Origin of the sequence: Capnocytophaga gingivalis (assembly GCF_002302415.1) — a bacterium.
Classification (GTDB): Bacteria; Bacteroidota; Bacteroidia; order Flavobacteriales; family Flavobacteriaceae; genus Capnocytophaga; species Capnocytophaga gingivalis.
The window spans coordinates 2,685,687-2,710,081 of the sequence record NZ_CP022386.1 but is presented as its reverse complement, the minus strand read 5'-3'; the positions used below and the strand labels follow the sequence as shown (position 1 = coordinate 2,710,081).

General features: G+C 39.0%; 31 protein-coding genes. All 31 read right to left on the bottom strand.

All coding sequences use genetic code 11. The annotated features are described in order from the left end of the window. Positions 1-2: 2 nt before the first annotated feature. Entirely contained in the window at positions 3-1,196 is a 1,194-nt protein-coding gene (locus CGC50_RS13035; RefSeq protein WP_002667675.1) for a C1 family peptidase, read from the bottom strand. Between the two features lie 52 nt (positions 1,197-1,248). After that, complete coding sequence (locus CGC50_RS13030) at positions 1,249-2,439, bottom strand: C1 family peptidase (RefSeq protein ID WP_002667834.1); 1,191 nt, start codon at positions 2,437-2,439, stop codon at positions 1,249-1,251. A 2-nt stretch (positions 2,440-2,441) separates the two neighbouring features. Then, positions 2,442-2,954 carry an adenine phosphoribosyltransferase gene (locus CGC50_RS13025; RefSeq protein WP_198541672.1) on the bottom strand — a complete coding sequence of 171 codons (513 nt, stop codon included), beginning with the start codon at positions 2,952-2,954 and terminating at the stop codon, positions 2,442-2,444. Between the two features lie 93 nt (positions 2,955-3,047). Then, positions 3,048-3,707 (bottom strand): ABC transporter ATP-binding protein, encoded by a 660-nt coding sequence (locus tag CGC50_RS13020; RefSeq protein ID WP_002667727.1) that lies wholly within the window; start codon positions 3,705-3,707, stop codon positions 3,048-3,050. Further along, positions 3,691-4,767 (bottom strand): efflux RND transporter periplasmic adaptor subunit, encoded by a 1,077-nt coding sequence (locus CGC50_RS13015; RefSeq protein WP_095911155.1) that lies wholly within the window; start codon positions 4,765-4,767, stop codon positions 3,691-3,693. Before CGC50_RS13015 ends, CGC50_RS13020 begins: the two co-directional genes overlap by 17 nt. A 111-nt stretch (positions 4,768-4,878) precedes the next feature. Continuing rightward, entirely contained in the window at positions 4,879-5,940 is a 1,062-nt protein-coding gene (locus CGC50_RS13010) for a VWA domain-containing protein (protein WP_095911154.1), read from the bottom strand. Next, a complete protein-coding gene (locus CGC50_RS13005) occupies positions 5,937-6,935 on the bottom strand; it encodes a vWA domain-containing protein (protein WP_095911153.1) in 999 nt (332 codons plus the stop codon). The genes CGC50_RS13010 and CGC50_RS13005 overlap by 4 nt, the downstream gene beginning before the upstream one ends. A 152-nt stretch (positions 6,936-7,087) precedes the next feature. Beyond that, positions 7,088-7,360, bottom strand: a complete 273-nt coding sequence (locus CGC50_RS13000; protein WP_002667689.1) for an HU family DNA-binding protein — start codon at positions 7,358-7,360, stop codon at positions 7,088-7,090. Positions 7,361-7,512: 152 nt separating this feature from the next. After that, entirely contained in the window at positions 7,513-8,460 is a 948-nt protein-coding gene (gene fmt, locus CGC50_RS12995; protein WP_095911152.1) for a methionyl-tRNA formyltransferase, read from the bottom strand. Positions 8,461-8,503: 43 nt separating this feature from the next. Next, a complete protein-coding gene (gene dgt / locus CGC50_RS12990) occupies positions 8,504-9,856 on the bottom strand; it encodes a dGTP triphosphohydrolase (RefSeq protein ID WP_198541614.1) in 1,353 nt (450 codons plus the stop codon). A 98-nt stretch (positions 9,857-9,954) separates the two neighbouring features. Then, a complete protein-coding gene (locus CGC50_RS12985) occupies positions 9,955-10,536 on the bottom strand; it encodes a hypothetical protein (protein WP_095911150.1) in 582 nt (193 codons plus the stop codon). A gap of 14 nt (positions 10,537-10,550) precedes the next feature. After that, positions 10,551-10,838: a YciI family protein gene (locus tag CGC50_RS12980; RefSeq protein WP_095911149.1), complete on the bottom strand. Its 288-nt coding sequence runs from the start codon at positions 10,836-10,838 to the stop codon at positions 10,551-10,553. 165 nt (positions 10,839-11,003) lie between these two features. Next, positions 11,004-11,684, bottom strand: a complete 681-nt coding sequence (locus tag CGC50_RS12975; RefSeq protein WP_095911148.1) for an SDR family NAD(P)-dependent oxidoreductase — start codon at positions 11,682-11,684, stop codon at positions 11,004-11,006. Positions 11,685-11,713: 29 nt separating this feature from the next. Next, a complete protein-coding gene (locus CGC50_RS12970; protein ID WP_095911147.1) occupies positions 11,714-12,631 on the bottom strand; it encodes a hypothetical protein in 918 nt (305 codons plus the stop codon). 13 nt (positions 12,632-12,644) lie between these two features. Then, positions 12,645-13,172, bottom strand: coding sequence for a hypothetical protein (locus CGC50_RS12965; RefSeq protein WP_095911146.1), 528 nt, complete (start codon positions 13,170-13,172; stop codon positions 12,645-12,647). Positions 13,173-13,284: 112 nt separating this feature from the next. Further along, positions 13,285-13,731 carry a PIN domain-containing protein gene (locus CGC50_RS12960; protein ID WP_095911145.1) on the bottom strand — a complete coding sequence of 149 codons (447 nt, stop codon included), beginning with the start codon at positions 13,729-13,731 and terminating at the stop codon, positions 13,285-13,287. Continuing rightward, positions 13,731-14,003: a hypothetical protein gene (locus tag CGC50_RS12955; protein ID WP_317045626.1), complete on the bottom strand. Its 273-nt coding sequence runs from the start codon at positions 14,001-14,003 to the stop codon at positions 13,731-13,733. Before CGC50_RS12955 ends, CGC50_RS12960 begins: the two co-directional genes overlap by 1 nt. Before the next feature lie 88 nt (positions 14,004-14,091). Further along, on the bottom strand, positions 14,092-14,892 hold the full coding sequence (locus CGC50_RS12950) for a hypothetical protein (protein ID WP_095911143.1): 801 nt from the start codon (positions 14,890-14,892) through the stop codon (positions 14,092-14,094). Beyond that, positions 14,889-15,332, bottom strand: coding sequence for a hypothetical protein (locus CGC50_RS12945; RefSeq protein ID WP_095911142.1), 444 nt, complete (start codon positions 15,330-15,332; stop codon positions 14,889-14,891). Before CGC50_RS12945 ends, CGC50_RS12950 begins: the two co-directional genes overlap by 4 nt. 2 nt (positions 15,333-15,334) lie before the next feature. Beyond that, a complete protein-coding gene (locus CGC50_RS12940) occupies positions 15,335-16,777 on the bottom strand; it encodes a lipopolysaccharide biosynthesis protein (protein WP_095911141.1) in 1,443 nt (480 codons plus the stop codon). Positions 16,778-16,789: 12 nt separating this feature from the next. Continuing rightward, positions 16,790-17,437 (bottom strand): DUF6707 family protein, encoded by a 648-nt coding sequence (locus tag CGC50_RS12935; protein ID WP_095911140.1) that lies wholly within the window; start codon positions 17,435-17,437, stop codon positions 16,790-16,792. Positions 17,438-17,443: 6 nt separating this feature from the next. Further along, positions 17,444-18,376, bottom strand: coding sequence for an SMI1/KNR4 family protein (locus CGC50_RS12930; protein WP_095911139.1), 933 nt, complete (start codon positions 18,374-18,376; stop codon positions 17,444-17,446). 21 nt (positions 18,377-18,397) lie between these two features. Next, positions 18,398-19,087, bottom strand: coding sequence for an SMI1/KNR4 family protein (locus CGC50_RS12925; RefSeq protein WP_095911138.1), 690 nt, complete (start codon positions 19,085-19,087; stop codon positions 18,398-18,400). A gap of 20 nt (positions 19,088-19,107) precedes the next feature. Next, the gene (locus tag CGC50_RS12920) at positions 19,108-19,539 is read right to left on the bottom strand and encodes a hypothetical protein (protein WP_095911137.1); all 432 of its coding nucleotides are present in this window, start codon (positions 19,537-19,539) and stop codon (positions 19,108-19,110) included. An 11-nt stretch (positions 19,540-19,550) separates the two neighbouring features. Then, positions 19,551-20,240: an SMI1/KNR4 family protein gene (locus CGC50_RS12915; RefSeq protein WP_095911136.1), complete on the bottom strand. Its 690-nt coding sequence runs from the start codon at positions 20,238-20,240 to the stop codon at positions 19,551-19,553. A gap of 10 nt (positions 20,241-20,250) precedes the next feature. Continuing rightward, positions 20,251-20,883, bottom strand: coding sequence for a hypothetical protein (locus CGC50_RS12910; RefSeq protein ID WP_095911135.1), 633 nt, complete (start codon positions 20,881-20,883; stop codon positions 20,251-20,253). 31 nt (positions 20,884-20,914) lie between these two features. Further along, positions 20,915-21,604, bottom strand: coding sequence for an SMI1/KNR4 family protein (locus CGC50_RS12905; protein ID WP_095911134.1), 690 nt, complete (start codon positions 21,602-21,604; stop codon positions 20,915-20,917). Positions 21,605-21,625: 21 nt separating this feature from the next. Then, complete coding sequence (locus CGC50_RS12900) at positions 21,626-22,687, bottom strand: Fic family protein (protein ID WP_095911133.1); 1,062 nt, start codon at positions 22,685-22,687, stop codon at positions 21,626-21,628. Between the two features lie 94 nt (positions 22,688-22,781). After that, on the bottom strand, positions 22,782-23,237 hold the full coding sequence (locus tag CGC50_RS12895; RefSeq protein ID WP_095911132.1) for a DUF1569 domain-containing protein: 456 nt from the start codon (positions 23,235-23,237) through the stop codon (positions 22,782-22,784). Between the two features lie 17 nt (positions 23,238-23,254). Continuing rightward, complete coding sequence (locus CGC50_RS12890) at positions 23,255-23,698, bottom strand: GyrI-like domain-containing protein (RefSeq protein WP_095911131.1); 444 nt, start codon at positions 23,696-23,698, stop codon at positions 23,255-23,257. Positions 23,699-23,734: 36 nt separating this feature from the next. Then, entirely contained in the window at positions 23,735-24,388 is a 654-nt protein-coding gene (locus CGC50_RS12885) for a hypothetical protein (protein ID WP_095911130.1), read from the bottom strand. Between the last annotated feature and the right edge of the window lie 7 nt (positions 24,389-24,395).

Genomic DNA, 24,395 nt, shown 5'->3' with positions numbered 1-24,395 from the left:
AACTATAAACTTAGATAAGAAGCTTTTTTGAATTTTTTAACCAAATCCTTAGGAGCTCCTTTTTGGTTTACCAAAATAGCTATGGTCTTATAGCGAACATAGTCCTTACTTGCGTAAAGATAACCTTTGTTATCATTTTCAGTTCCCCAAGAGTTCTTTACAATATAGTATTCCCTACCATTCTGATCTTTGGCAAGTCCTACGATATGCATAGAGTGGTCATCGAGGGTCTGGTAATTATCAAAAGCCTGTTGGCGCATTTGAGGAGTAATCGTTTTTTCCTTCCAATAAGTATGATAATAATTTTCCTGTTCTGCTGGGTTGAGGTTATCAAAATCTTTTTCAGGAACGATTGCCAGACCATTCTTCCAGCTGAAGAATTTTTCAGATACATCGGCTTCCCAACCTACTGTATAGCCTTTGCTCAAAGCATAGTCAATGGTAGTGATGAAATCCTCCATATTCACATTGAAAGCATAGTCATAGCTCCAGTTGTCAGGTACAGCCATTAGTACATTCTGGTACTTAGGTCTGTCCTCTACGGAAATCATTTCGATGTATTTTTCATCCTCCAAGCCTACATATTCTTTGGCAAAAGAGTGAGCGTCATACATCTTACCATTATACATAAAGGTCTTGGGCACGGCACCTAAGTAAGTATCCATTTTTTTCTCAAAGACTTCCTTCCAATCGCTTGGGAGCTTTTTCATCTTGACAAGCTGTTCCAAGTATGGTTTTAAGTCTTTTTGCATCTCATCGAAATTATTATAGGTTGCTCCATTGATAAGCCCTGTGTAGGCCGACTGAGGAATCACCCCATACTTACGATAGCTATTAATCACATCATGAGGTTCTCCCCCATCGCCCCAGTTGAGCGCGCCATGCATACGTACATAATTAATCGCCTTATCCAAATAGATCTTACGTGCGGTATAGATTTCGGCCAAATCCACAGGTTGTTTTTTCTTCTTCAAGGCTTCTGATTCCAAGAAAGAAGACCCAGCATAGCTCCAGCAAGTACCACTCCAACCCTGATTCTTCACCTCAGTAGCATCCAAGGCTAATATCGGTTTGATTTGGTAATACTTTTGTATATCTGTTCCTTTGTTATTGGCCAATGCGTTGATCAAGTTCTCCTGAGCAAAGGCTTGTCCTGCACCAAGGAGTACAAGAACAGAAAAAAATCTTTGTATCATCATATAGCAATTTAGGTTTTGATATCTCAAACAGTGTCAAGAAAAGATTTTACTAGCTTATATAAGGAGCTTTTTTGAACTTTCTAACCAAATCCTTAGGAGTACCTTTCTGATTCACTATAATGTTCATAGTTTTGTAACGAACATAGTTTTTGCTTACATATAGGTATCCTTTGTTATCATTGCTAGTTCCCCAAGAGTTCTTTACTATGTAATATTCTCTTCCTTTTTGGTCTTTGGCAAGTCCAACGATTTGCATAGCATGATCATCGGTAGTTTCATAGTTATCGAAAGCTTCTTGACGCATCTGAGGAGTGATTTGTTTTTCATTCCAATATACATGGAAATAGTCTTTTTGTTCTGCTTCGCTGAGGTCTTTGTAATCTTTCTCAGGAACAAGTGCTAAACCATTTCTCCAGCTAAAAGATTTTTCAGAAACATCGGCTCCCCAACCTACTGTATACCCTTTGCTTAGTGCATAGTCAATAGTACGGATAAGATCTTCCATAGTGACATTGAAAGCATATTCGTAGCACCAGTTATCAGGAACAGCCATGAGGGTATTGCAATACTTAGGACGGCTTTCGATGGAGATAAGGCTCATGTATTTTTCATCCTGTAGGCCTACTACTTCCTTACCAAAAGTCTCTGGAGTATACATTTTTCCATTATACATAAAGGTCTTAGGTACTGCTCCCAAATAAGAGTCCATTTTTTGTTCGAAGACTTCTTTCCAGTTAGCAGGTACTTTTTCTGAAGCTACAATTTCTTTAAGATATGCTTCTAGATCTTTCTGCATTTCCTTGAAATTGTTCTTAGTAGCGCCATTGATAAGTCCTGTATAAGCAGACTGAGGTACAGCTCCATATTTGCGATACATATTGATCACATCATGCATTTCTCCCCCATCAGCCCAAGTAAGAGCTCCATGCATACGGAGGTAGTTGATGGCTTTTTCCAAATACACCTTACGAGCGGTATAGATTTCAGCCAAGTCTACAGGTTGCTTTTTCTTTTTGATCATTTCTGATTCCAAGAAAGAAGACCCTGCATAGCTCCAGCAAGTTCCACTGTGTCCCTGATCCTTCACATCGGTAACCCCTACTGCGAAAACAGGTTTGATCTGATAGTACTTTTGTACATCTTTTCCTTGATTGTTGGCCAATGCGTTGATAAGATTATCCTGAGCAAAAGCCTGACTGATACTCATTAAAGCGAGTACTGAAAGTATTTTCTCTCTCATAATTAATAATTTAGAATACTATTTATTTGATATTTGTGTAATTTTTCTCGTCCTTTTAAGAAAGCTATTTCCATCAAAAAAGAGCACCGTACGACCTCTCCTCCAAGTCTTTCTACCAGCTTAGCAGCGGCTAAGGCCGTTCCTCCAGTGGCTAAGACATCATCATGTACCAAGACCTTTTCCCCTTGGAGTATGGCATCGGTATGTATTTCTAAGCTACTGTGTCCGTACTCCAAATCATAACTCTCACTGATGGTTTCTGCTGGCAGTTTCCCTGGTTTTCTTACAGGAATAAAGCCCACTTGCAGGGCTTGTGCTAAGAGCATCCCAAAGAGAAAACCTCGGCTTTCGATCCCAGCAACCTTGTCTATTTTCAACCCTTTGAGAGGCTCTATGAGTTGTTGTAGCACTTTCTGAGTAATCTGAGGATTTCTCAGCAGAGGTGTTATGTCCTTGAATACTACACCCTTTTTAGGGAAATCATATACATTTCTTACAAAGTCTTCTATTTCTATATCATTCATTTACTTAACTCTTTATCTCTAAATTATATTTTTATGCAAAGATACGTTTTTTCCTTGAAATAACCTACATGAATCAATAATAATTTATTGTATGAGTCCGTCTACAATACGTATGATTCGCTGGGTCTGTGCAGCAATATCCTCTTCATGGGTTACAATCACAATAGTAGTTCCCCTTTGGTTAATTTCTTTAAAGATTTGCATCACCTCATTAGTAGTTTTGGAATCCAGCTGACCTGTAGGTTCGTCGGCAAGAAGCAAGGGAGCATCGGCAATAAGAGCCCGTGCTATAGCCACACGCTGGCGCTGTCCTCCGGAGAGTTCATTAGGAAAGTGCTTTGCCCAATTGGCAATCCCCAAGGGCTCGAGCTTCTCCATGGCTTTTTGTTCACGCTCCTTCTTGGAAACATTTTGATAGAACAAAGGAAGAGCTACATTCTCTACTACATTCTTATAAGAAATAAGATTAGCCGCTTGGAAGACAAAACCTATATTCCGACTACGATAAGCGGAACGCTCTATACTGTCCAAGTTCTTCATATCCTTATTATCAAACAGATAGGTACCACTATCATAAGTATCCAGCAAACCAATAATATTCATCAAGGTAGATTTCCCTGAACCTGATGCACCCATGATAGAAACCATTTCTCCTTTTTCTATTTCCAAATTGATTCCTTTTAGCACCTGAAGGGTATCATACTCAGTACGATAAGCCTTCTTTATATCAGTTAGCTGAATCATTTTGTACAATTTTATCATCCTTGGTAAGCCCTTGAGTTATTTCTGTATATTTACCATCAGAGATACCCAATTCGATATACTTTTTCTCTATCTTTTCACCCTTTTTTACCCACACATAAGTAGAATCATTTCTATAAGTAATGTATTTTTCCTCAATGCTAGGTACATTTTTCTTACTACTGAGCACAATTTCCGCAGTAGCTGAGTATCCAGAGCGAATCACTGGCATCTGTGAGTTTACAGGAAATTCAGCCTCAAGGGTATACTTCATAATTCCATTTTCTAAAGTACCCTTAGAAGATATTTTAGTAATTTTTGCCTTGGTATTAAGATCCTTATAAGCATTGAAGGCTAAAGAGATGCTATCTCCTAAATGTATATTCTCCAAATATTGTTCGGCCAATTGGGTACGGAAGATAAATTGCCCCATTTTGGCTAAAATAGCCACTGTAATACCAGAGTTCAGTGTATTTCGCTCTATGACAGAAGCCCCTTCTTCCAAAGGAAGATCTATCACTGTGCCTGAGATACTGGACTTGACGATGTTCGAAGTCTCCTTCTTGCCCACTACCTTGCCCGTTTTCTGGATAGCCAACTGATTCTGAGCGGATAAAAGCTGTTCCCTAGCAGTACCATATTCCCTCTGAGCACTTTCCATAGCTGCTTGAGAGATTGTCTGTGCCTGAAAAAGTTTCTGTGAACGCTCATAAGAGAGCTTAGCTGCATCATAATTGATCTGTGCCATCTTGACATTGTTCTCCAAACGCTCAAGCTCTAAGGTACTTGGTACCAGACTGATAGAAGCCACAGGAGATCCCTCTTGTACCACATCTCCTATCTTGACAAAGATTTTATCCAATACCCCTGAGAGTTGGGATTTTAGCTCGATTTCTTTCACGGGATATACATTGCCTGGGATGTATATCTCCTCTTTGATATCCCTATTTTCAATACTTGTGGTAGGAGTAGTTACCTTAGGGGCAGACTGGCTAAACCAGAAATAAGCCAATATCCCCAATACCAATAGGGCTAAGATAAAAAGAATTTTTTTTCGTTTCATAAAAAGATTTTTTATAAGTTTTGAGTTTTGAATTTTGAGTTTTAAGTTTTTGAGGATTGAAGTAAGAATTATATTTGTCCCCTTCTCCCCTTCCCCTAAAGAGGAAACTTATTATTTTTCACTTCTTCTCACTTCTACCTTTTCTCGCTCTCCGAAAAGGTTCAATCGGCGTACCCAAGAAGTTTTCTTATATGAGATAAATATATCTATCGCCAAAAGAGCAAAGGCAATAGCTAAAAACCACTGGAACTGATCCTTATAATCGGAAAACACCTGAGATTCGTATTCATTTTTCTCTATGGTATCCAATGCTTTTTGTAAGGCATCCAAAACCTCCTTGGTATTGGCACCATTGAAATATTTTCCTCCTCCTTCTTGTGCTATTTCCTCCAAGAGAGCTTGGTTCAGCTTGGTGATAACCACCTGTCCATTGTTATCTCTTTTAGCCACTATCTGCCCATTCTCACTCACAGGAATTGTAGCCCCTTGAGCTGTTCCCAATCCTATAGTAAAAAGGCGTATTCCCTTATCCTTAGCCTCCTGTATAACCGTATCCACCCCCTGCTGGTGATCCTCTCCATCGGAGAGAATGATAAGTATCTTGGAGGTCTGAGAACTCTCTTCAAAGTAATTGATAGCCATCTGGATAGCCTCTCCTATAGCTGTTCCTTGGGAAGAAAGCATATTGGTATTGATACCCTCCAGAAATATCTTGGCTGAGGAATAATCAGAGGTCAGTGGCAGCTGTGGATAAGCCTGTGCTGCATAAGGAATGAAAGCCACTCTATCGCCATGGAGTACCTCTATAAGCTGGGAGATGATATGCTTTGCCTTTTCGATACGATTGGGCTTGACATCTTCGGCAAGCATACTCTTGGAGACATCAATAGCAAAGACAATATCCACCCCTTCCCTCTTGACTGTCTCCAACTTAGTCCCTACCTTGGGATTGGCAAGAGCTATGACGATGAAGACAAAAACCAAAGCAAAGAAAACCAACTTCACCCATGGCTTAAAAAAAGAGCGCTGAGGCACCAAGCGGGCGAAAGTAGCTTTCTGCGCAAAGTGCTTACTGGCTTTTGCTTTCCAAAACTGTACTCCAAAATAGAGTAACACAATCAAGGGAAGTAGTAATAATAAATAAAAATATATCTTTTCTTCTATGTGTATCATACAAAACTTCTAAAAATAGTATGTCTTAATCCAAATTCGCCTACAAGAAAAACCAAGGCTAAAATAGCCCATAGGCGAAAGTTTTCCTGATGTTGGTAGTATTTTAGTTCTTCTATTTTAGATTTTTCTAACTTATCAATCTCAGTGTAGATCTGTGCTAACTTGTTATTATCGGTAGCCCTGAAGTACTGTCCTCCGGTAATTTTTGATATTTCAGCTAATAATTTTTCATCTATCTCCACAGGTACCATATCATACTGAAAAGAGCCATCAGGATTATAAGCCACAGGAGAGAGCGCTTTTCCATTGGTCCCTATTCCTATAGTATAGACACGGATACCATATTCTTTGGCCAATTCAGCAGCGCTAAGTGGGTCTATCACCCCCGTATTATTGACCCCATCGGTCATTAGGATAATCACCTTACTTTTGGTCTTGCTATCCTTAAGCCTATTGATGGCTGTACCCAAGCCCATTCCTATGGCTGTACCATCCTCTATTTCTCCCTGCCTAATCTCCTTAAGAGCTTGTAGTACAATAGATTTATCAGTCGTAGCAGGTACTTTTGTATAGCTTTCTCCCGAATAGACAACAATCCCTATACGATCGGAAGCACGCTGCTGGATAAACTGAGCAGCAACTCTCTTAAGCGCTTCTATTCTATTGGGTTTAAGGTCTTTGGCAAGCATACTGGAGGACATATCTATCGAGAGGATAATATCAATCCCCTCAGTGGTTTTTGTCTTGGTAATTTCTGAAGAAGAGCGAGGGCGTGCCAAGGCAATTATCAAGCAAACCAAGGACAACCCTCGAAGGATATACAATATAGGTCTTAGCCGTGTACGCCATGTAGGAACAGACCTTACTCCCTGCAAAGAGGAGAAAAGTACAGAAGGAATTTCTTTTTTTCGCCCAATCCACAGCCACCCCACAAGAAGAGGAAAAAGTAGAAAAAGCCAAAAAAATTCAGGATTCACAAAGGTTATATCTTTCATTTCTATTTTATGGAAAACATCTGTGTTTTCAAGGTTCAAAGTTACTATTTTTTTTGGAAGTTTTCAAGAAAAAAATCATTTTTTTTCCTTACTATACTCCCTAAAAAAAGCTACCCTTGTAGGATAGCTTTTGTTCTTGAAACTATTTAAAATTAGTTTACTGCATTAGATAGTTCAGTTCCAGCTTTGAACTTCACTACTTTTTTAGCAGGTATTTTGATAGTTTTACCTGTCTGAGGATTTCTTCCTTCACGGGCAGCTTTTTCAGTTACTGACCAAGAACCAAATCCTACCAAGGAGATTTTATCTCCTTTTTTTAAGGTTTTTTCTACAGTTGCTAAAAAAGCTTCTAAGGCCTTTTTTGCATCGGCTTTTGAAAGTCCAGCCTCTTGTGCAATAGCGTCGATGAGTTCTGTCTTGTTCATAAAATTAAATACTTAAATCGTTAAATACAGTACAAAAGTAATATTTTTATTGAGAAAACAATCACTTCAACAAGAAAAATATTTGAAAATGAGCAACTTTATCTTTTTATTTGTTTTTATTATATGTTTTTATGAACTAAAAGCATACATATCTAAGCAAAAAAATCCCCCTCTGTGAAGTGAAATCCGTTCAAAAACTCCTGAGCAGTCATTCTTTTTTTGGACGGAAACTGCAATATTTCAATCTGTAAAAACCCTCCTCGGACAGCTACTTCTATTTTTTTATGCTGCAAGCGAATACTTCCTATCTTAAGAGTATGGGGCTCGTCTACAGGAGTAGCTTCATAGATCTTTACCGCATATTCCTCTCCCTGATGATGGAGTAATGCCCATGCTGTAGGATAGGGAGCCATACCACGCACAAAACGATCTATCTCCCAGAGGGATTTTTCCCAAGGAATACGGGAGGTTTCTTTGTGTATCTTGGGGGCTTCCTTAGGCATCACCTCCTTAGGTTGAGGCTTAGCTACGGCCTGCCCTGAGGCAATGAGAGCCAAGGTCTGCACCACCAGATCGGCACCTACTGTCATGAGCTTATCATGAAGTGTTCCTGCGGTCTCACGTGGAGCGATAGTCACTTCCTCCTTCAAGAGAATAGCCCCAGTATCTATCTGATCATCAATGAGAAAAGTAGTCACCCCTGTAGTGGTTTCTCCATCAATAATCGCCCAATTAATAGGGGCTGCCCCTCGATAGTCTGGAAGCAAAGAAGCATGTAGGTTAAAAGTACCTTTGGAAGGCATCTGCCAGACAACCTTAGGAAGCATACGAAAAGCCACTACCACTTGTACATCGGCCTGAAACTCCTTAAGTGCTGCCAAAAAAGCCTCATCCCTGAGGGAAATAGGCTGCAAAACCGGAATCTGCTGAGAGAGTGCATACTTCTTGACAGAGGATTCTTGCAACTTCTGCCCACGCCCCGCAGGCTTATCGGCTACTGTTACCACGGCTACTACTTGTAACCCTTCCTCTACCATTCTTTGGAGTACCCCAGTTGCAAAATCAGGAGTCCCCATAAATATAATACGTAAATCTTTCATCTGTAATTAGTTGTTGGTGATTAATGATTATTGGTATTCATCATTAAAGAATTCCATTAAGCTTAGAATGTAGCTTGGTTGTTTGTGTATCTGTAAGACTGGCTACATAGCAAGTAATGGCCAATATCTGCTCATAGAGTTCCTCTTCTTCTAAGAGATAGCGAGTAGGAACCGTCTTAAGAATAATATGGTCATAAGAAGAGGTCGTTCCATGCCACTTGTGATAAACCGCTGTAAAGTAGACCCTTAGTAAATGCTGAAGAATTGCATACCCTGCCAGCTCCTTCTCTACCACTTGAGGGGACTGATAGATATTGCTTACACTCAGGTCAATGATATCCTTAATCTGGTGCTTATACTTACTCTTTTCCAAAAGAGAAGTAGTAAAATCACCCCTAAGGAGGCTTTCCTCATTTTCCTCAAAGAGTGCCACCGCTTCTCCTATAAGGGTCCCTATAGAGAGCGCCCTGAGGTAAGCGATTCTATCCTGTTTATGAGAGAGCTGATAGTATTTTTCGGTGATATTCTCAGGCTTAATCTTGCTGCCACGTATCAGCTGAATGAGATACTCCAAGGCATGTTCCTCGGGAATCCAACCTAAATTGATACCATCCTCGAAATCGATAAGAGTATAGCAGATATCATCGGCTGCCTCGACCAAGAAAGCCAAAGGATGACGTACATAGCGCAGCGCATCTCCCTCCACTATTGCCTTGAGAGAAAGTTCTTGGGCAACTTCGTGGAAAAAAGCCTTATCCGATTGGAAGATATTATACTTCTTGTCATAAACGGCTCCTGAGGGTTTTATAGGTAAGGATTCCTTAGGATATTTGATAAAAGTCCCCAAAGTAGCATAAGTAAGGCGCAAGCCCCCCTGTACCCCAGCTCTGCTTTCAGTAAGTATCTTAAAACCATTGGCATTGCCCTCGAAACTACATAGGTCAGCATATTCACGATCGGAAATCTGTCCCTTAAGTAGACTCCCCTCATGATAGCGAAAGAAATCTCCTATAGCTTTTTCACCACTATGTCCAAAGGGAGGATTCCCTATATCGTGGGCTAAAGCTGCCGAGGCAACAATGGTACCAAAATCATTCATTTGGTAGCCCAACTCTTGTAAGTGAGGATACTTCTGGAGTACCTTTGCCCCTATGGCACGCCCTAAAGAGCGCCCCACAACGGAGACTTCCATACTATGGGTCAAGCGTGTATGTACAAATCCAGAACCAGAGAGGGGAATCACCTGAGTCTTGTCCTGTAGACTACGGAAAGCTCCAGAGAAGACAATGCGGTCGTAATCCACATCATAGCTTAGTCGTGTAGGATCTTCTTGCTCTCGTGAGCGGGTTTTAGTATCTCCTTGTTTACGCAAGGAAAGTAGATGTTGCCAGTCCATCATTTGAGTTTTTAATTTTGAGTTTTTAATTTTGAATTGTAATAACTGTTTACAGCTTACTGCTCACTGCTCACTGCTCACTGCTCACTGCTCACTGTTCACTGATTAATAGGATATATTTTAGGATGCTTAATTGCTTCTATCAGTGAGGTGGCTCTCTGGGCTATAGTCTTATCTTCGGAAGTAGTGAAGTGCTGAAGCAAAGGGACATTTGCTTCTAATAATTCCATAATAGCCACATGGTAATAGTGTCGGTCTAAGGATTTGACAAGTTTTAAAAACTCTTCATCCATAGTGCCATCATAAGCATCATTGAATAGTTTTTCTTTGTAGGCTTCATATTTGGCAACTTTTCCTTTAGTAGCTTTAAAATCTTTAGCTTGTGGAGACTGAGAGCTATAATTTGCTGCCTCAAAAAGTGTGAGCATATCACGTAATAGTATAGCTTTGTCCGCTTTATCCTCTTCTAACAAAGCGAGATAAAATCTCATTCCCCAAGGAGAGAGCTTTATCGTCCACGCTTGTGATTCAAAACTATAGATAAGATTTTGATAGTCTTTTTCAGTGGCTGCTCCATCAAGTATTTTTACTATACTTTGCTTTACTATATTGGCATTGGTTTCGTAAGGAGTACCAAATCTTCGCCACGGGAAATTTTTAATTAGCTGTTGTAAATCCATTTGTTATTATAGTTTTAAGAGAGTACCTTCCCAAATGCCTCAGAGAATTTGGTAGGGGTAAATTCAATAATTTGATAGGCAGCTATTCGATGCTCGTGAAAAGGATCTTGAGCAATGATGTCCAGTATTTCTTCCTTACTGCCAGCTTTACACAAAATTACCCCACCCTTGCGAGGCACCTGTGCTCCTGAAGCAACAAAATGTCCTGAAGCATAATGTTTATCTAAATAAGCACGATGGGATTCTAAGTGTTTTTCAACCTCTGAAAGGTCTTTTTGATACGTTAAAATAATGATATACACAATCTTTAGTTTTTAGTCGTTAGTTCTTAGTTGTTAGTTCTTCACTCTTCACCACATACCCAGCTGTGGGCACTCGCTGGTTACATTCTTCACTTTTCACTCTTCATTCTTCACTCTTCCCCACATACCCAGCTGTGGGCACTCGCTGGCTTCATTCTTCACTCCCTAAGGCGTTGTATTGGCTACTTGTAATACTTTTCCGTTAAATACTTCACCCCCATTCAAAGCAAAATTGGCGATGTAGCGCGCCATTTGCTGAGGGGTGATATTAGCTTTATAATCAGGGAAGGCTTCGGTGAGCATCTCAGTCTGTACGGCTCCTAAGGCTAAGGTATTGAAAACGATACCACGCTCTTTGTACTCTTCGGCTAAAAGCTCCGATAGGGTAATAAGAGCACCTTTGGAGGAACTATATGCTGCTAAACCACCGAACTTCAAGCTTCCTTGTATACCTCCCATACTACTAATACTCACCACGTGTGCGCCTTTCTCCATAAAAGGCAGTAGTTGTTGTGTGAGGTGTGCTACCCCAAATACATTCACCTTATACACTTCTAAAAAGTCGGTTTCTGTAAGGGCTTCAAAAGGTTTGTTGATGAGTTTGCCTGCGTTGTGAATCAAGATATCTACCTTTTTCCATTGCTCTTTTACAAACTGCGCTACAGCTTCTCTATCCGTAGCTAAGGTAATGTCAAAAGGAAAACAATGTACTTTGGGTAATTTCAATGCTTCTATGGGAGCTGTATGCCGAGAAAGAGCTAAGATGTTATGCCCTTGCGATGCCAACTGTTGTACCAGTTCAAAGCCTATTCCTCGGCTGGCACCTGTGATGATGATGTTCTTCATTGCTTTAAAAGTTGTGCAAATATACAACTTTATTTCTTTTCTGAAGTTATTGATTGGTATATATCTATTCCAAGGTGTTTTTGTACAAGCTGTACAAAGGTTTCTTCCTTTTCTTCAGAAAACCAATATAGTGCCGCAATAATATCGCGCAATGCTACTGCTTCCCGCCAATTGTCATAGGAAAACAATTGGGTATAGCGACGTATTTCCCCCGGATCATAGCCCTTGCGGAATACCTCTTGGAGTCCTTGTATAAAGCGCTGTTTTACTTCCAGTTGCTTAGGAGTTAGCTCTATGGGAGCCTCTGTTATCTTACCTCGGAATATATCCCACAACTCAAAGAATTTATCCAAAGCCTCGCCTTCAGTTTCTGTTACCAATTCAAGAATTCCTATAGTTCCTCTGGTATCAAATATACTATATCGCTTTTGTATCCAGTGTTCAAAATCTCGTAATTCCTCATCAGTTTCATCACTCTCTTGGTGAATTTCATACCCTCCAAGAAACGCATTAAAGCACCGAAGACTGTATTTGGATAAATAAGCAGAGGGATTTTCCCTGATAAGTTCCATCAGTTCTATAGTGGTCATTTCCTTATAGGATACTTTAGAAGATGGTGATGGGGAGCAGGGTTTTATATGACCTGAGGTATAGTCTTTGTAGCATTCATCAAACAAGGTAAAGAAAAAATGTACCGCTTCTTCTTGAGTATCACATAGCAAAGAAAGCTGTTGTGCCCATAATTGTTCTTCTTTTAAGGCATATTTTTCCTTTAGCCAAGGATAGAAAACCTGTTGTAGGAATACCAACCCCTCGTCTTCACTTTTGGGCTGAAATGCCAAGCCGTCAAGAAAGGCTTTTAAGGAAAAAATATCATATTCCCCAATATACATTGGTGGGCGCTGTCCCATATATCTAAGAAGGTCTAAGGTAGTGATATCTATCATAATCAATCTTGTTTTATATTCCCCATAATGAAGCCTGTAATCTACGAATATGAGGGTCTTCTACTACATCAATAATAGCTAAAATATCAGCAGGAATACGGATGTGATGAGTGAGTAATTCGCCTAATATATTTTGAAGCGCTAAAAGATATTCATCATAGGCAATGAGTTTTTGGGCATTTTCAAGTGCTTTAACGATAATTATATTTGAGGAACACTCCTCTTTCAGCTGACTAATAAACTCATTGGTAACCAACGCTATAATATCTTTCTCTGGGTGGTATATATCAATATTTAATTCCTCTTGAATAATTGTAGAAGCTTCTTTTTCAGTAAGAGGAGCTGCTCCATATATCCAATTATCGTCCCACATCTCCAACATTTCAATAACATCAAGTAAGCCATCAGGCATATTCATTTCTGCCCTTAAGCTAAATTGATAGTTGTAAAGAGCGACTTTTTCCGCATTATAGCCTTCTTTCCAAAGAGTTTGTAAGCCTTGGATATAATAGACAATAGCTTTTATTTCTTCTGAAGTCATTTTGTCATATTTAATTAACACAAAATTGATATAACAAAATCTCCCTACCAATAGCACGAGCTTGTTGTTTTGGATAGAGAGTGATAATATACAAAATTTTAGTAGATAGTAGTCAGTTTTTCTTGTAGAGATGTCCTCTTATTTCATCCGTAGAAATAAAAAAATGTCCAAAACCTTTTTCTGTCATCCCCAAAATAAGTTCTTTGTCTCTTGACCAAATTCGATGTTTGTACTGAAAGTACATAGCAATAAAAGGATAATCATCTTCGTCAATATCCTCTACAATAGTAAGTGCTTTTTGTATATTTTTCTTAGCTAATGAACTTAATGGAATAATTTTTACCCTTTCTAAAAGAACTTTTAGCTCTTCTAACAATTGTTTTTTAGTTTTGGTGTTTTTTATCCGTTTTTGTATATCAGTTATATGTTCCTTTACCTCTTCAATGATGTAATCAGGTGACAAAAATTGCATATTTCTATCTTTAAGTATGGCTGCTATAGTTCCATTAGGTGTTATTAGCGAACTATAGAAGATATTACTATCAGCAATAACAATCATTATTTTTTCTTTTGAGAAGGGAGTATTATGTTTTTTTCCTTAGCCAGACGGTGGGCTACATTTCTATTGGTTTCTTTAGAAAGTGCCATAATAAATTCATAATCTTCAGGGCTTTCTTCTTCAGAAGCAGCCTCTACAAGGGTTGATTTTGACTTTGTAGCAGTCTTCTTTGTTTTTGTTTTGGTCTCCTTAAAGGAAACAAAGCTAAATGTTTTAAGAAGTTCCACAAGGGCTGTGGCTTGTGGGTGACTCTCATTAATGGTAAAGGTCATAAGTATAAGATTTTTATTTTGTAAGGCAAAGATACAAAAATTATTCCAATGTAGCGATTAGCGATTCTTTTTTCTTACCTAAAAGATTTTATTTTTCATAATTATTTTTACTTTTTGAAAATTGGTTTAGAGCACCTACCTCATAACTCTCTGTGTATTTATCTGTCTTCCCTCCTACCTCTTTTATGGTGGTAACAACCTCACTAACAATTTCATTCTTATAAAAATACTCTCGGATATAATAGAAATCTTTGTACAGTGGATCTTTTATTTCAGAGTCTTTCTTAAGGAAAAACTCTAAACGAATGGGTTTCTTTTTATCATTGAACTGGATTTTTACCCAAACAATACTTTTATAGTTTCGATCACTTTCAAAAGGGAGTCCTGTATTGGAATAGTAATTAGCATAAGAAGAACGTCCAAAAATACCTGTTTCAAACTTTAATTGATTGTCAAAGAATGTTTCATTGGGTTTGATTTTTCTTTCTCCTATTAGGTATTTTATTAAGGTATTATCATACAACAAATCATCCCAACTATCAACAGACCTTATGTGCTGTAGTAAAAAATGTTCTCCTTTGAGTTTTTTAGGATTTTCATAATCTATTTGGCTTGAAAGTCTATACCCATATCCATCAGAAGTATAGAGCTTAATGCCTGTTTTATAGAATGCAAGCGAATCACGAGAAATATCTTTCTTATCTAAAGACCTATAAACACGTGCATATTCTTTTCCTTGGGGGGTAAGATAATACAAAATCCGCTGCTGCCATCCTTGTTTGTCTGTGTATTTCACTACTTTCTTTTGAGAATAAAGAAAGCCAAGAGAAAACAAAGATACTATTACAAGAATGTTTTTAGTAGTTGCTTTTATTTCTTCTGAAGTCATTTTATAACACTTAGTTTTTCTGGAGCATTAATAGGAATTCTTAGTCGTAAGTTAAGTTCAGAATGAGCGATTATATGGTTTGTATCCTCAAAATAAGCTTCCTTAAAATATTCACTATTATCCAAAAACAAAAACCATAAGAGTTCGCTACTCTCTTTATTGATAATGTAAATAAAACCATCTCCTTCCCAACTACATTCACCTCCATACACTTCATATTGATCATTTTCTGCCACCTTTTGCGGATAGAGATTAGAAACATAATCCGCTTCATTATACTTAAAATAACTATCTAAAGTAGATTGACACAATATACGCAGGTGATATTCTTCCCCTAACCATTGCCCTTGTAAAACAAGCATATCGCCATTGGGGTAAGCAATAGATTTGATCGTGGGGTAAGTATAATTTTCAAGAATATTTTTGATATATGGATGCATATTTATTTGAGTATTTTAGTTAAATCTTCTGACAAACGAAATTTTACAAGTACCCACAGCCAAAAGACTCCTACAAGCAAGGATTTCAAGCCAATATTCACCAGCGGGTGAAATGGGAAGTCCCAAAAGAAAAAGCCTCCTATCGCCACCAAACCAAAGAGAGTAGTCTGCAATGTTTCCTTATAAAAAGGTTGTAAGCCATACTTGCGATATACAAAAACCGACTTGAGTAGGTTATACGAACTAAAGGCAATCAGAGTTGCTACGCCTGCCCCATTGATACCATAAAGGGGAATCAGCCACCTATTCATCAGAACGGCACCTATCACTAAAAAAACGCCCAAAAATAGCACCGTGCGATAGTAGGGAGAATTGAGCAATACGGCATTGCTAAAACCTACTAAGGCATCGGAGAGCTTTACTACGGATATGATGATAAGCACCCAAAGCCCTGTGCTGTAATCCTTATCGGGCAAGAGGGCATAACACTGCTGAGCATTTACCACAATAAGCACACAAATGACCATGCTCACAAAGTAAGTATTTACCGTACTACGCTTATAGAGGTCTGCAAGCTCTTGGGGCTTCTGTTGGTTCATAAACTGTGCCGTGAGGGGACTTACGATCTGGTACATACTGCGGTAAGGAATAGCAATCACTGTGGCAGTAAAAATAGCCACATTATACACCGCAATCTCACTAATAGGCAGGTATTGGTTGAGCATAAACTTATCTATGTCCATCAATACAGAAGCTACCGAACCTGATAAAATCACAAACAAACTGTATAAAAAGACTTCATTTTTGCCCTGTGGTAGCCCCCAAGCAAAGGTAGGTCGGCGTACATAAAAAGCAGAAACAAACATCAAGAGCATACGCAGGGCATACACCCAAAACACCCCATACATTAGCTGATGAAAATCAATAACACCAAAGTAAATGGCTACTAATAAAAGCATCACCCCTACCCTATGGAATACTTCTTTGAGGAAATTGCCAAAGACTGTTTTGAGTTGTACCCGCATCCACGCGTAAGCTATCTCAAAATAGGCCATAGCCACCGCCGTAAGGAATATTAGCCACACATACGGGCGCACTTCTGTATTCTTTGCTGAAAGCCACTGAACAATTTGCTCATATGCCATACTTCCCAAAAGAGTAGCAGGAAGAATCACCAGTAATGGCAAAAGGCAAAGCATTAGGTTGAGTTTGCCTTGTTCTTGCCTATCGGTATAAGCGGAGTAATAGCGTACCCAAGTATTGGACACCCCAAAGGCTATCAGTGGAGAGAGAATCGTAGCAGTGGAAGTAACATAACTCACCAAGCCATATTGTGCTTTGGAAAGAAAGTAAGTAAATAAGAAAAGGGTGTTCAGTGCCCCTATGGCAAACCCCAAATAGGTAGCCACTACATTCTTAAATGATTGTCGGAGTACGATGCCCATAATCTTTTTCTTTTAGTAATACTTTACAAATTTCTTATCCTGTAAGGCGGTGAGTTGTTCCGCTATAAGGGTATTCATATAGTCTTGGAGCTCTTCCCTGCTGTTATAAGTAGGTTGGCGATCCTCCTTGGGAAATTCAAGTGTTTTGTAGTCTACTTCTTCATTGATGAGTTTTACCCGTGAAGCGTCTATGATTAGGTTCATACGATATGAAAACTCATAGGAAGTTTCTTTCTCTGCTATACTCTTCTGAAGATATTCCAAAGTATTGTTTAGAAAGTAAAGTGCCAAATAATCTTGGAAATAGTAATCATACATATCTTGAAAATCAGGTAAGCCTTTGTAATCAGTAACGCTTTTAAAGTGTAGGAAACACGCTTTGCGTTGTTCTGTTGTGATGGTAGGCACTTCGGCGATGAGCGCAAAAGAGCGTTCTATGGGGTACCATAGGTTAAAATTCGCGGCAAAAGGCACTGCAAGTACTTCAGGCAAGAAAGCTAATAAACCTTCGTATTGTTTGCTTACAAACAGACACTCCACGAGTTCGACAACAGTTTGTAGGTCTTTACTACTTTTGAGTGAAAGCTTTTTGCGGAGTTTTTCAAGGAGTTTTTGTTGTTTTGCAGTAGTGCAATAAGGTGCTAAAATTTCTATATTCATAATGATCTAATAATTTTTTAAATAAGCTACTAATTTCTTTTCTACAAATTCGGTCATAGTATCAGCTTGTTTGATGACCTTGGGTTTGGCGTATTCGTGGGCAAAGCAAAATATCTGCTGGGTGTCGGGAGCATAGAGCAGTTTGTCGCCATCGCCATATTTCCAAAACTCCCCAAGCACTAAATAGTCTTTGCCATTGAATACATCGGTATATAAGTCAGTAAAGCGGATTTCTACCCCTTCCAACCTAAGCTCCCCTATATGCTGGAAGAATAAAGTAAGTTCCTCAGAGAAAGTAACGCCCAAGTCTTGGATCTTTTGGGTAATCTCGGCTAAGGGAATGCCTGCGGTAACCACATTATATTCATCAAAATCCTTCAGTACCTGCTTGGTAAGTTTGGGATATACTGCCGAAAGTCGCTCCCAATCTTCACGAGTAGCCGTTTGTGAGCTTGTATCCTCTGTTTTTTCTCTTTTCTTTTTGAGTTCTTTAATAGAAGTGGAAACTGCGACAACAAGCTCCGTATCAGTAGCCTCTGTGAACCATTTTTTTAGAGGAACCATATAGTTTTTTAATCCTGCTTTCTTCAAATAATCAGGTAGTGCTTTGGGATTTGTTTTTAGAAAATAAAATTCTATCATATTGCGAATGAGGAAGTCCTTGCTAAAGTGCATCGTTTTCCCACTCTTGATATAATCCATCTTGAGAATGCTAAAGTTCAAGAAATGATCGTCCGCCAATGCTACTGGAGCGATTTCCTCCAAGGTAACACCTGCATCTTTTAGTGCTTTATGTGTGTAATTCAGAACAGTAAAACTCGGCATTTCTTCCTCGAATACCATATCTATAATATCACAAAGCTTACCTAATATCTGCTGATACTTTTCAGAAGCAATTAACTGTTCCAATTGTTCTTTGTCTTTTTGCTCTATGGACATATTTGTAATGTTTTAATTGTTTTACCCCTCCAACTCCTTTGGATTTATCCCCAATATCTTCTGCCACGCTTGAGCGTTCTCTGAGGTGGGATCTATGCCTTTGCCTGCAGTATAAAAGGGCTCCCATTGCCAATCCTCACCTCCAGTACAGCCCACAGAGGCGTAGTTCATTAGGAATTCCTTAAAATTATCAGCTAAATAAGTGCCGAGATTGCTTGCACCATCGTGGCTGAGATATACAACCTTACCATAGTTCTCTGGTTCTAACTCAATAGCGATATAATCACCGTTAACATTGATATGAAAACACAATTTGTTGTACCAAATGCGGTCTTCTGGGTCTTCGTAATTAGGGAAAACATCAGCTGCCCATTCCTTGCGATGTTCCTCATAATCTAAAAGCAAATCCAACCCAAAGAGTAATTCCCCGCAATAGATGTGCGCCAAGGCATCGGGTATTATAGATTCATCTTCAATAGTTACATCATTCACATCCCAATAAAACTCCAAATGAGTAGTGTTTTCCAAAAGCACTTCGCGGAAATGAGGAGGCAATGTATAGCCTAATTGTGTCTCTACTGCTTTGATTTCCTCCTCGGTAGCGGGTTTTTCTATTGTAAGAGGTTCTGTAGCCCCACCAAGAGCTTCTATTTTACTAAGAAATAAGTTTAGACGCTTTTTAAAAAGCTCAAAATTAAAGGGTATCGCCATAATGTTATTTATTTATGAAACTAATTGTTTGTTTCCTTCTTATCTTCAAGTCTTATTGTATTGACTTTGCCTAATTTCTTGGATTTCCATACTCTTTCGGCTTGGAATTTGTTTAATCCTACAAAAAGAGAAGCATATTGTAATATCTCTTCCTTAGAAAATGCCTGTTGACTGATAGCAAACCAATTATCTCCATTGATAAGGCTCAGCTTGAGGTGAAAAAGTTTTTCTCCTGCTACTTGCCCTTTTACTTTGTCTACAATACGAGCGGCTGGGATTATAGTAACTTGTACTTTATCTATGGCAGGCATTTCTCTTCTTGTCACAGCTTCATTGCCATTGTGAGCTAAGGTATCTGCTTGTGTTTCTTGGTAATCATCCTTTACAAATAATTGCCATAGGTCGCCATTTTCCGAAAAGTATTCTATCCATTTCATCTTTTTGTTATTCATTTTCTTACTTTTTATCCCTCCAACTCCTTTGGATTTATCCCCAATGCCTTATACCAGGTTTTTGCGTTCTTTGAGGTAGGGTCTATGCCTTTGCCTTCGGTATAGAAAGGCTCCCATTGCCAATCCTCGCCTCCAGTACAACCCACAGCAGCATAGTTCATCAGGAATTCTTTAAAGTTATCGGCTATATAAAGCCCGTGATTCTCACTACCATCGTGACTAAGATACACAACCTTGCCATAGTTTTCTGGCTCTAACTCAATAGCTATATAATCGCCGTTGCCTACTTGGAAAAAGGACATTTTATTATGCCAAATGTGGTCGTATTCTTTATCGGAATTTGGATATGCTTCCCCTTCCCAGTCTTGGCGATCTTCCTCATAGTCCAAAAGCAAATCCAGCCCAAAAAGCAACTTTCCACGAAAGATTTCAGCTAGTTTATCAGGTAAAGAAATCTCTTCCTCATCTATAATATCATTAATATTCCACCCAAACTCCAAATGGGCAGTGTTTTCCAAGAGTACTTCACGGAAATACGGAGGCAATGTATAACCTAATTTTGCTTCTACGGCTTTGATTTCGTCCTCGGTAGCGGGTTTTTCTATCGTAAGAGGGTCAGTCTCACCACCAAGGTCTTCTATCTTTTCTAAGAATAGGTTTAAACGCTTTTTAAAAAGCTCAAAATTAAAGGGTATCTTCATTTTTTCGAGGTTATTTATTATTTTTTAAGATGGTTTCTAAGGGTTCTGTTAGCAAAGTGATTTCAAAAGGGTCGTGCCTAAACTCATAAACATTCTTATCGGCATCTATCCCGATAAAATTGCCATCTCCATCGGTTATATCCTGTACGTGATAGTAGGTTTTGTCGTTTAAAGACACTTCGTATAAATCATTAGGAGTTATATATTGCTGTTCTTCTTTGGAAAGAAGTTTTTCAATAGGGCTATCATCTAAATACTTTATACGAATGCGGGAAGTATCTATCCCTACCGCCTCAGCTTGCCATTTTAGAAAGTCGTTATTAGCTGTAATATACACCAATAACAATCCATAAGCTACATTCCAACTCACCACACTACTTTTGCCTGTCTCAACTGACTGTATTACGATATTTTCAATTAAGAAATTCCGTCCTTTTTTATCTTCATACTTGTTGAGCAAAGGAATATCCAAACGCAGTTGATAGCGCTGTCCTTCGGGCTTCTTTATTCCTTTGATGATTCCTTCTGTAAGTTGTTTTTGCAGGAAATGAAAACGCTGAGGCAGTGCAAGACTTATTTTTACAAATAACTCTTGCATTGCAGGAGTAAAAGTAGGCTTCTTTTTGAATAGATTACCTAACATATTTCTATTTTTTCAGTGTAACTAATACTTTTTACCCTTCCAACTCCTTTGGATTTATCCCCAATACCTTATACCAAGTTTTGGCGTTCTTTGAGGTGGGGTCTATGCCTTTGCCTTTGGTATAAAAAGGCTCCCATTGATAATCATCGCTCCCAGTACAACCTACAGCAGCGTAGTTCATCAGGAATTCCTTAAAGTTATCAGCTATATAAAGCCCGTGATTCTCACTACCATCGTGGCTGAGATACACAACCTTGCCATAGTTCTCTGGTTCTAACTCAATAGCAATATAATCACCGTTACCTACTTCTTGAAAACACATTTTGTTGTTCCATACACGGCTATACTCCTCACTTTTGGAAGGGCAGACATTTTTTACCCAACCTTTTCGGGATCTTTCATTATCTAAAAGTAAATCTAATCCAAAAAGTAACTCTCCTGAAGAAATATTATCTAATTCATCAAGTAAAAAATCTTCGTCCTCTTCGGTAAAATCATCGATATACCACCAAAATTCCAAATGAGCGGTATTTTCCAAGAGTACTTCTCGGAAATGTGGAGGTAATGTATAGCCTAATTTTGCCTCTGCAGCTTTGATTTCTTCCTCGGTAGCGGTTTTTTCTATTGTAAGAGGGTCAGTCTCACCACCAAGGTCTTCTATCTTTTCTAAAAATAGGTTTAAACGCTTTTTAAAAAGCTCAAAATTGAAAGTTGATGTCATAATGATACTTATTTTATAAGATTAATTATTTGTTTTTATTTCCCAAAAGCCATTTCGCTTACCATTTTTGCGTTCGATAAGCCCCTTTTCTACCAGATTTGCTGTAATAGTCTTTACAGTGCGTTCCGATTTTCCTATATGCTCAGCAATAACCTTTTGAGTGGAGGTAGGATTTTGTTGTAAGTATTGTAATACCGCCATTTCCTCCAAAGTGCAATTCAAAGTGCAAATTTTGCCCTTTGGAATTTGTTCTTTTGCACTTTGAAATTCGTCCCCTACTAATAGATACCTATTTTTAAGCTCGTTTTCTTCGCCTAAAATTAGGTTTCTAAAGAAACGTTCTATATATTCAGTAGTTGCTGTTATCCCTTTAGCAAGGTTGTTGTAATTGGCACGGACTAAGGCATTACGAAAATACCAAGAATGATAGGCAAAGGCTTCATTGCTCAGCGCAAAGCCAAAAGTACGTAAATATTGAATCGTGAAAACTGCCGTTGTACGTGTATTTCCCTCACCAAAAGGGTGTATTTGCCAGAGTCCTGAGACAAATTTAGCTATGTGCTTGATAGCTTCCTCCACAGGCAAGCCTTGATAAGAAAAACGCTTTTCTTGCTCGAAATCATAGTCTAAAGTCTCGCGCAAATTGTGTGCACTGGCATAGAGAACCGTATCTCCACCCAGTACCCACTCCTTTTTAGTAATATTGTAGTCGCGCAATTTGCCTGCAAACTTGTAAATACCGGTGAATAACTTGCGATGAATGCCTATATATGCCACTGGGGAAAAGCTAAAAGCTGACTCGGTAAGCAATTCGGTGATGCGCGCCGAAACTTTGTCGGCTTCCTCAGTGCGTTCTTCTCCCTGCTCGTGGCGTACTGTCTTGGACTGATAATAACTATCAATGAGGTGCTTAGCCTCCTCTATAGTAATATCCCCCTCGATGTGTTGCTTAGCCGTTTGCACGAGATAATCCGAAGGTTTCAATCCATCTACCGCCTGCAAGCCGATAGCCGTCTGCCACGCCTCCCCTTTTTCACGACGATGGGGTTCAGTTTCCCTTATATATTGCTCGAAGTCATTCATTGTACTACTTTTTTAAGTGCTAAAGGTAATTAACTCTTACTTTTCTAACACTAATTTTTTTCAAATTATTTCTAATTGAGTAGCATTGCACTCATTATGCTCCAAATTGTCGCAGATGATGGTCAAAATGCTTCCATTGCAGGATTCCCCACTCGTCAGGAGTGAGTTTGCCAAAGAAAGAATGCGGGTGCTGACTGCATTTTTCCCTTCCATTGTTATAAAAAAGGGTGATCAGCTCTTTAGCTCGTTGCTTTTCTTTCTCAAAATCCTCCATAGAAATGTCTGTGATGACATACATCTTATCAGTGGGGGAATTTTTAGGCATAGGCTGGTCGTTGATAAACCTTTTCTTTACCAATTTTCCTATAAGCCTACCGATAAATACCCGCTTGGGGAAGTTTTTCCCTAAAGGAGTTTCTAAAGAAACATTCAAGTGGGCTAACATTTGTACAATGTTCATCTTTCCCCACTGACGTACGGCATCTACTTTCAGATTCTCTAACCGATTGAGTATTTCGTTCTTATCTGCTTCGTTATATAAATTTTTCATTTGTTTGTTAGGTTTTATTAGTTCTTTTTTACGCCTATAAAAATATCTACTTCGGAGGCATCACCTTGCTGAGACTTCTCGGTGTAGCACTCATAGTCATATATATAAGTGCGATTGAGCGTGGCGTCGTTGTCCCAGATATGTTGCCACATCGCCCCTACTGCTTGAGGCATTGCGCCTTTGGCTACAAACTTTTGAAAGGTTTGTTCAGGGAATTCTCTTCCCTCTAAGCCGTCGGGAATCGTGCTGAGTGTGGTAACTTCTACTCCTATTATACAAGTATAAGGCTCGGTATAGTCCTTTTGGTAATCGGTGTAGATGCTGTAAATGGCATCGCTTACCTTATTGGGTATTTTTGCCAAAAGTTGCTCGCTAAAAAAGCGTTGCCAAAGGTTTCCGATGTCCTGCATCGCCTGTCCGTTCTGATTCGTAGTGCGTACACTAATTCCTATTATTTTCATTTTTTTTGTATTTAAATAGTTTTTAATAAATTCTTTTTAACTCCTTACAAACTTGCCGATACTCTCTAAAAGTTGAGGTTTGTCTTCCAAAGCGATTTTAGCGATGGCATAAAACTCACGTACCCACTTCTCGAAGGCGGCAAAAGCGGTGTCTTTGTCCTTAGTAGCCTGCTGACTTTCACCTCTTTCGAGGACATAAGTGGCTTCGGCTTGCTTTACATCGGCGAGGGCGGTGAGCTGGGTTTCGATATGCTCAGCAGTGATTTTAAGTTTGTTGAGCGGAGTGAGCAAATCGGGTTTGGCTTTGAGTTCTTTGTAGAACGCCTCGATGTCTTCAAGGAGCTTATTGGTACGCAAAGGCGCCACTCCCTTGATATGAAGGGCAATAAGGATTTTAGGCTCCTCTTTGTAGATGATTTTAGCCTTCTTGCGGTCGGTAGCGTAAACGTTTTTAAAGGCTTCGAGCTTTTTGGAGAACTCGTTATAGGCGAGGGTCTCCTCGGAGCTCTCGCGCTTGTTGGTTTCGTACATCTGGGCGGCGGTATCGTATAGGGCTTTGCCTTGTGCGATTTCCTTATCGCCATAGCCGTACTCAGCTAATTCCTTTTTCAGGACATCATTTTTGGAAATATTCTCAAAAATGAAGGAATAATTCTTGAATTTTTCGAATGAGATGTGAAATCTGTTCATAACTTTA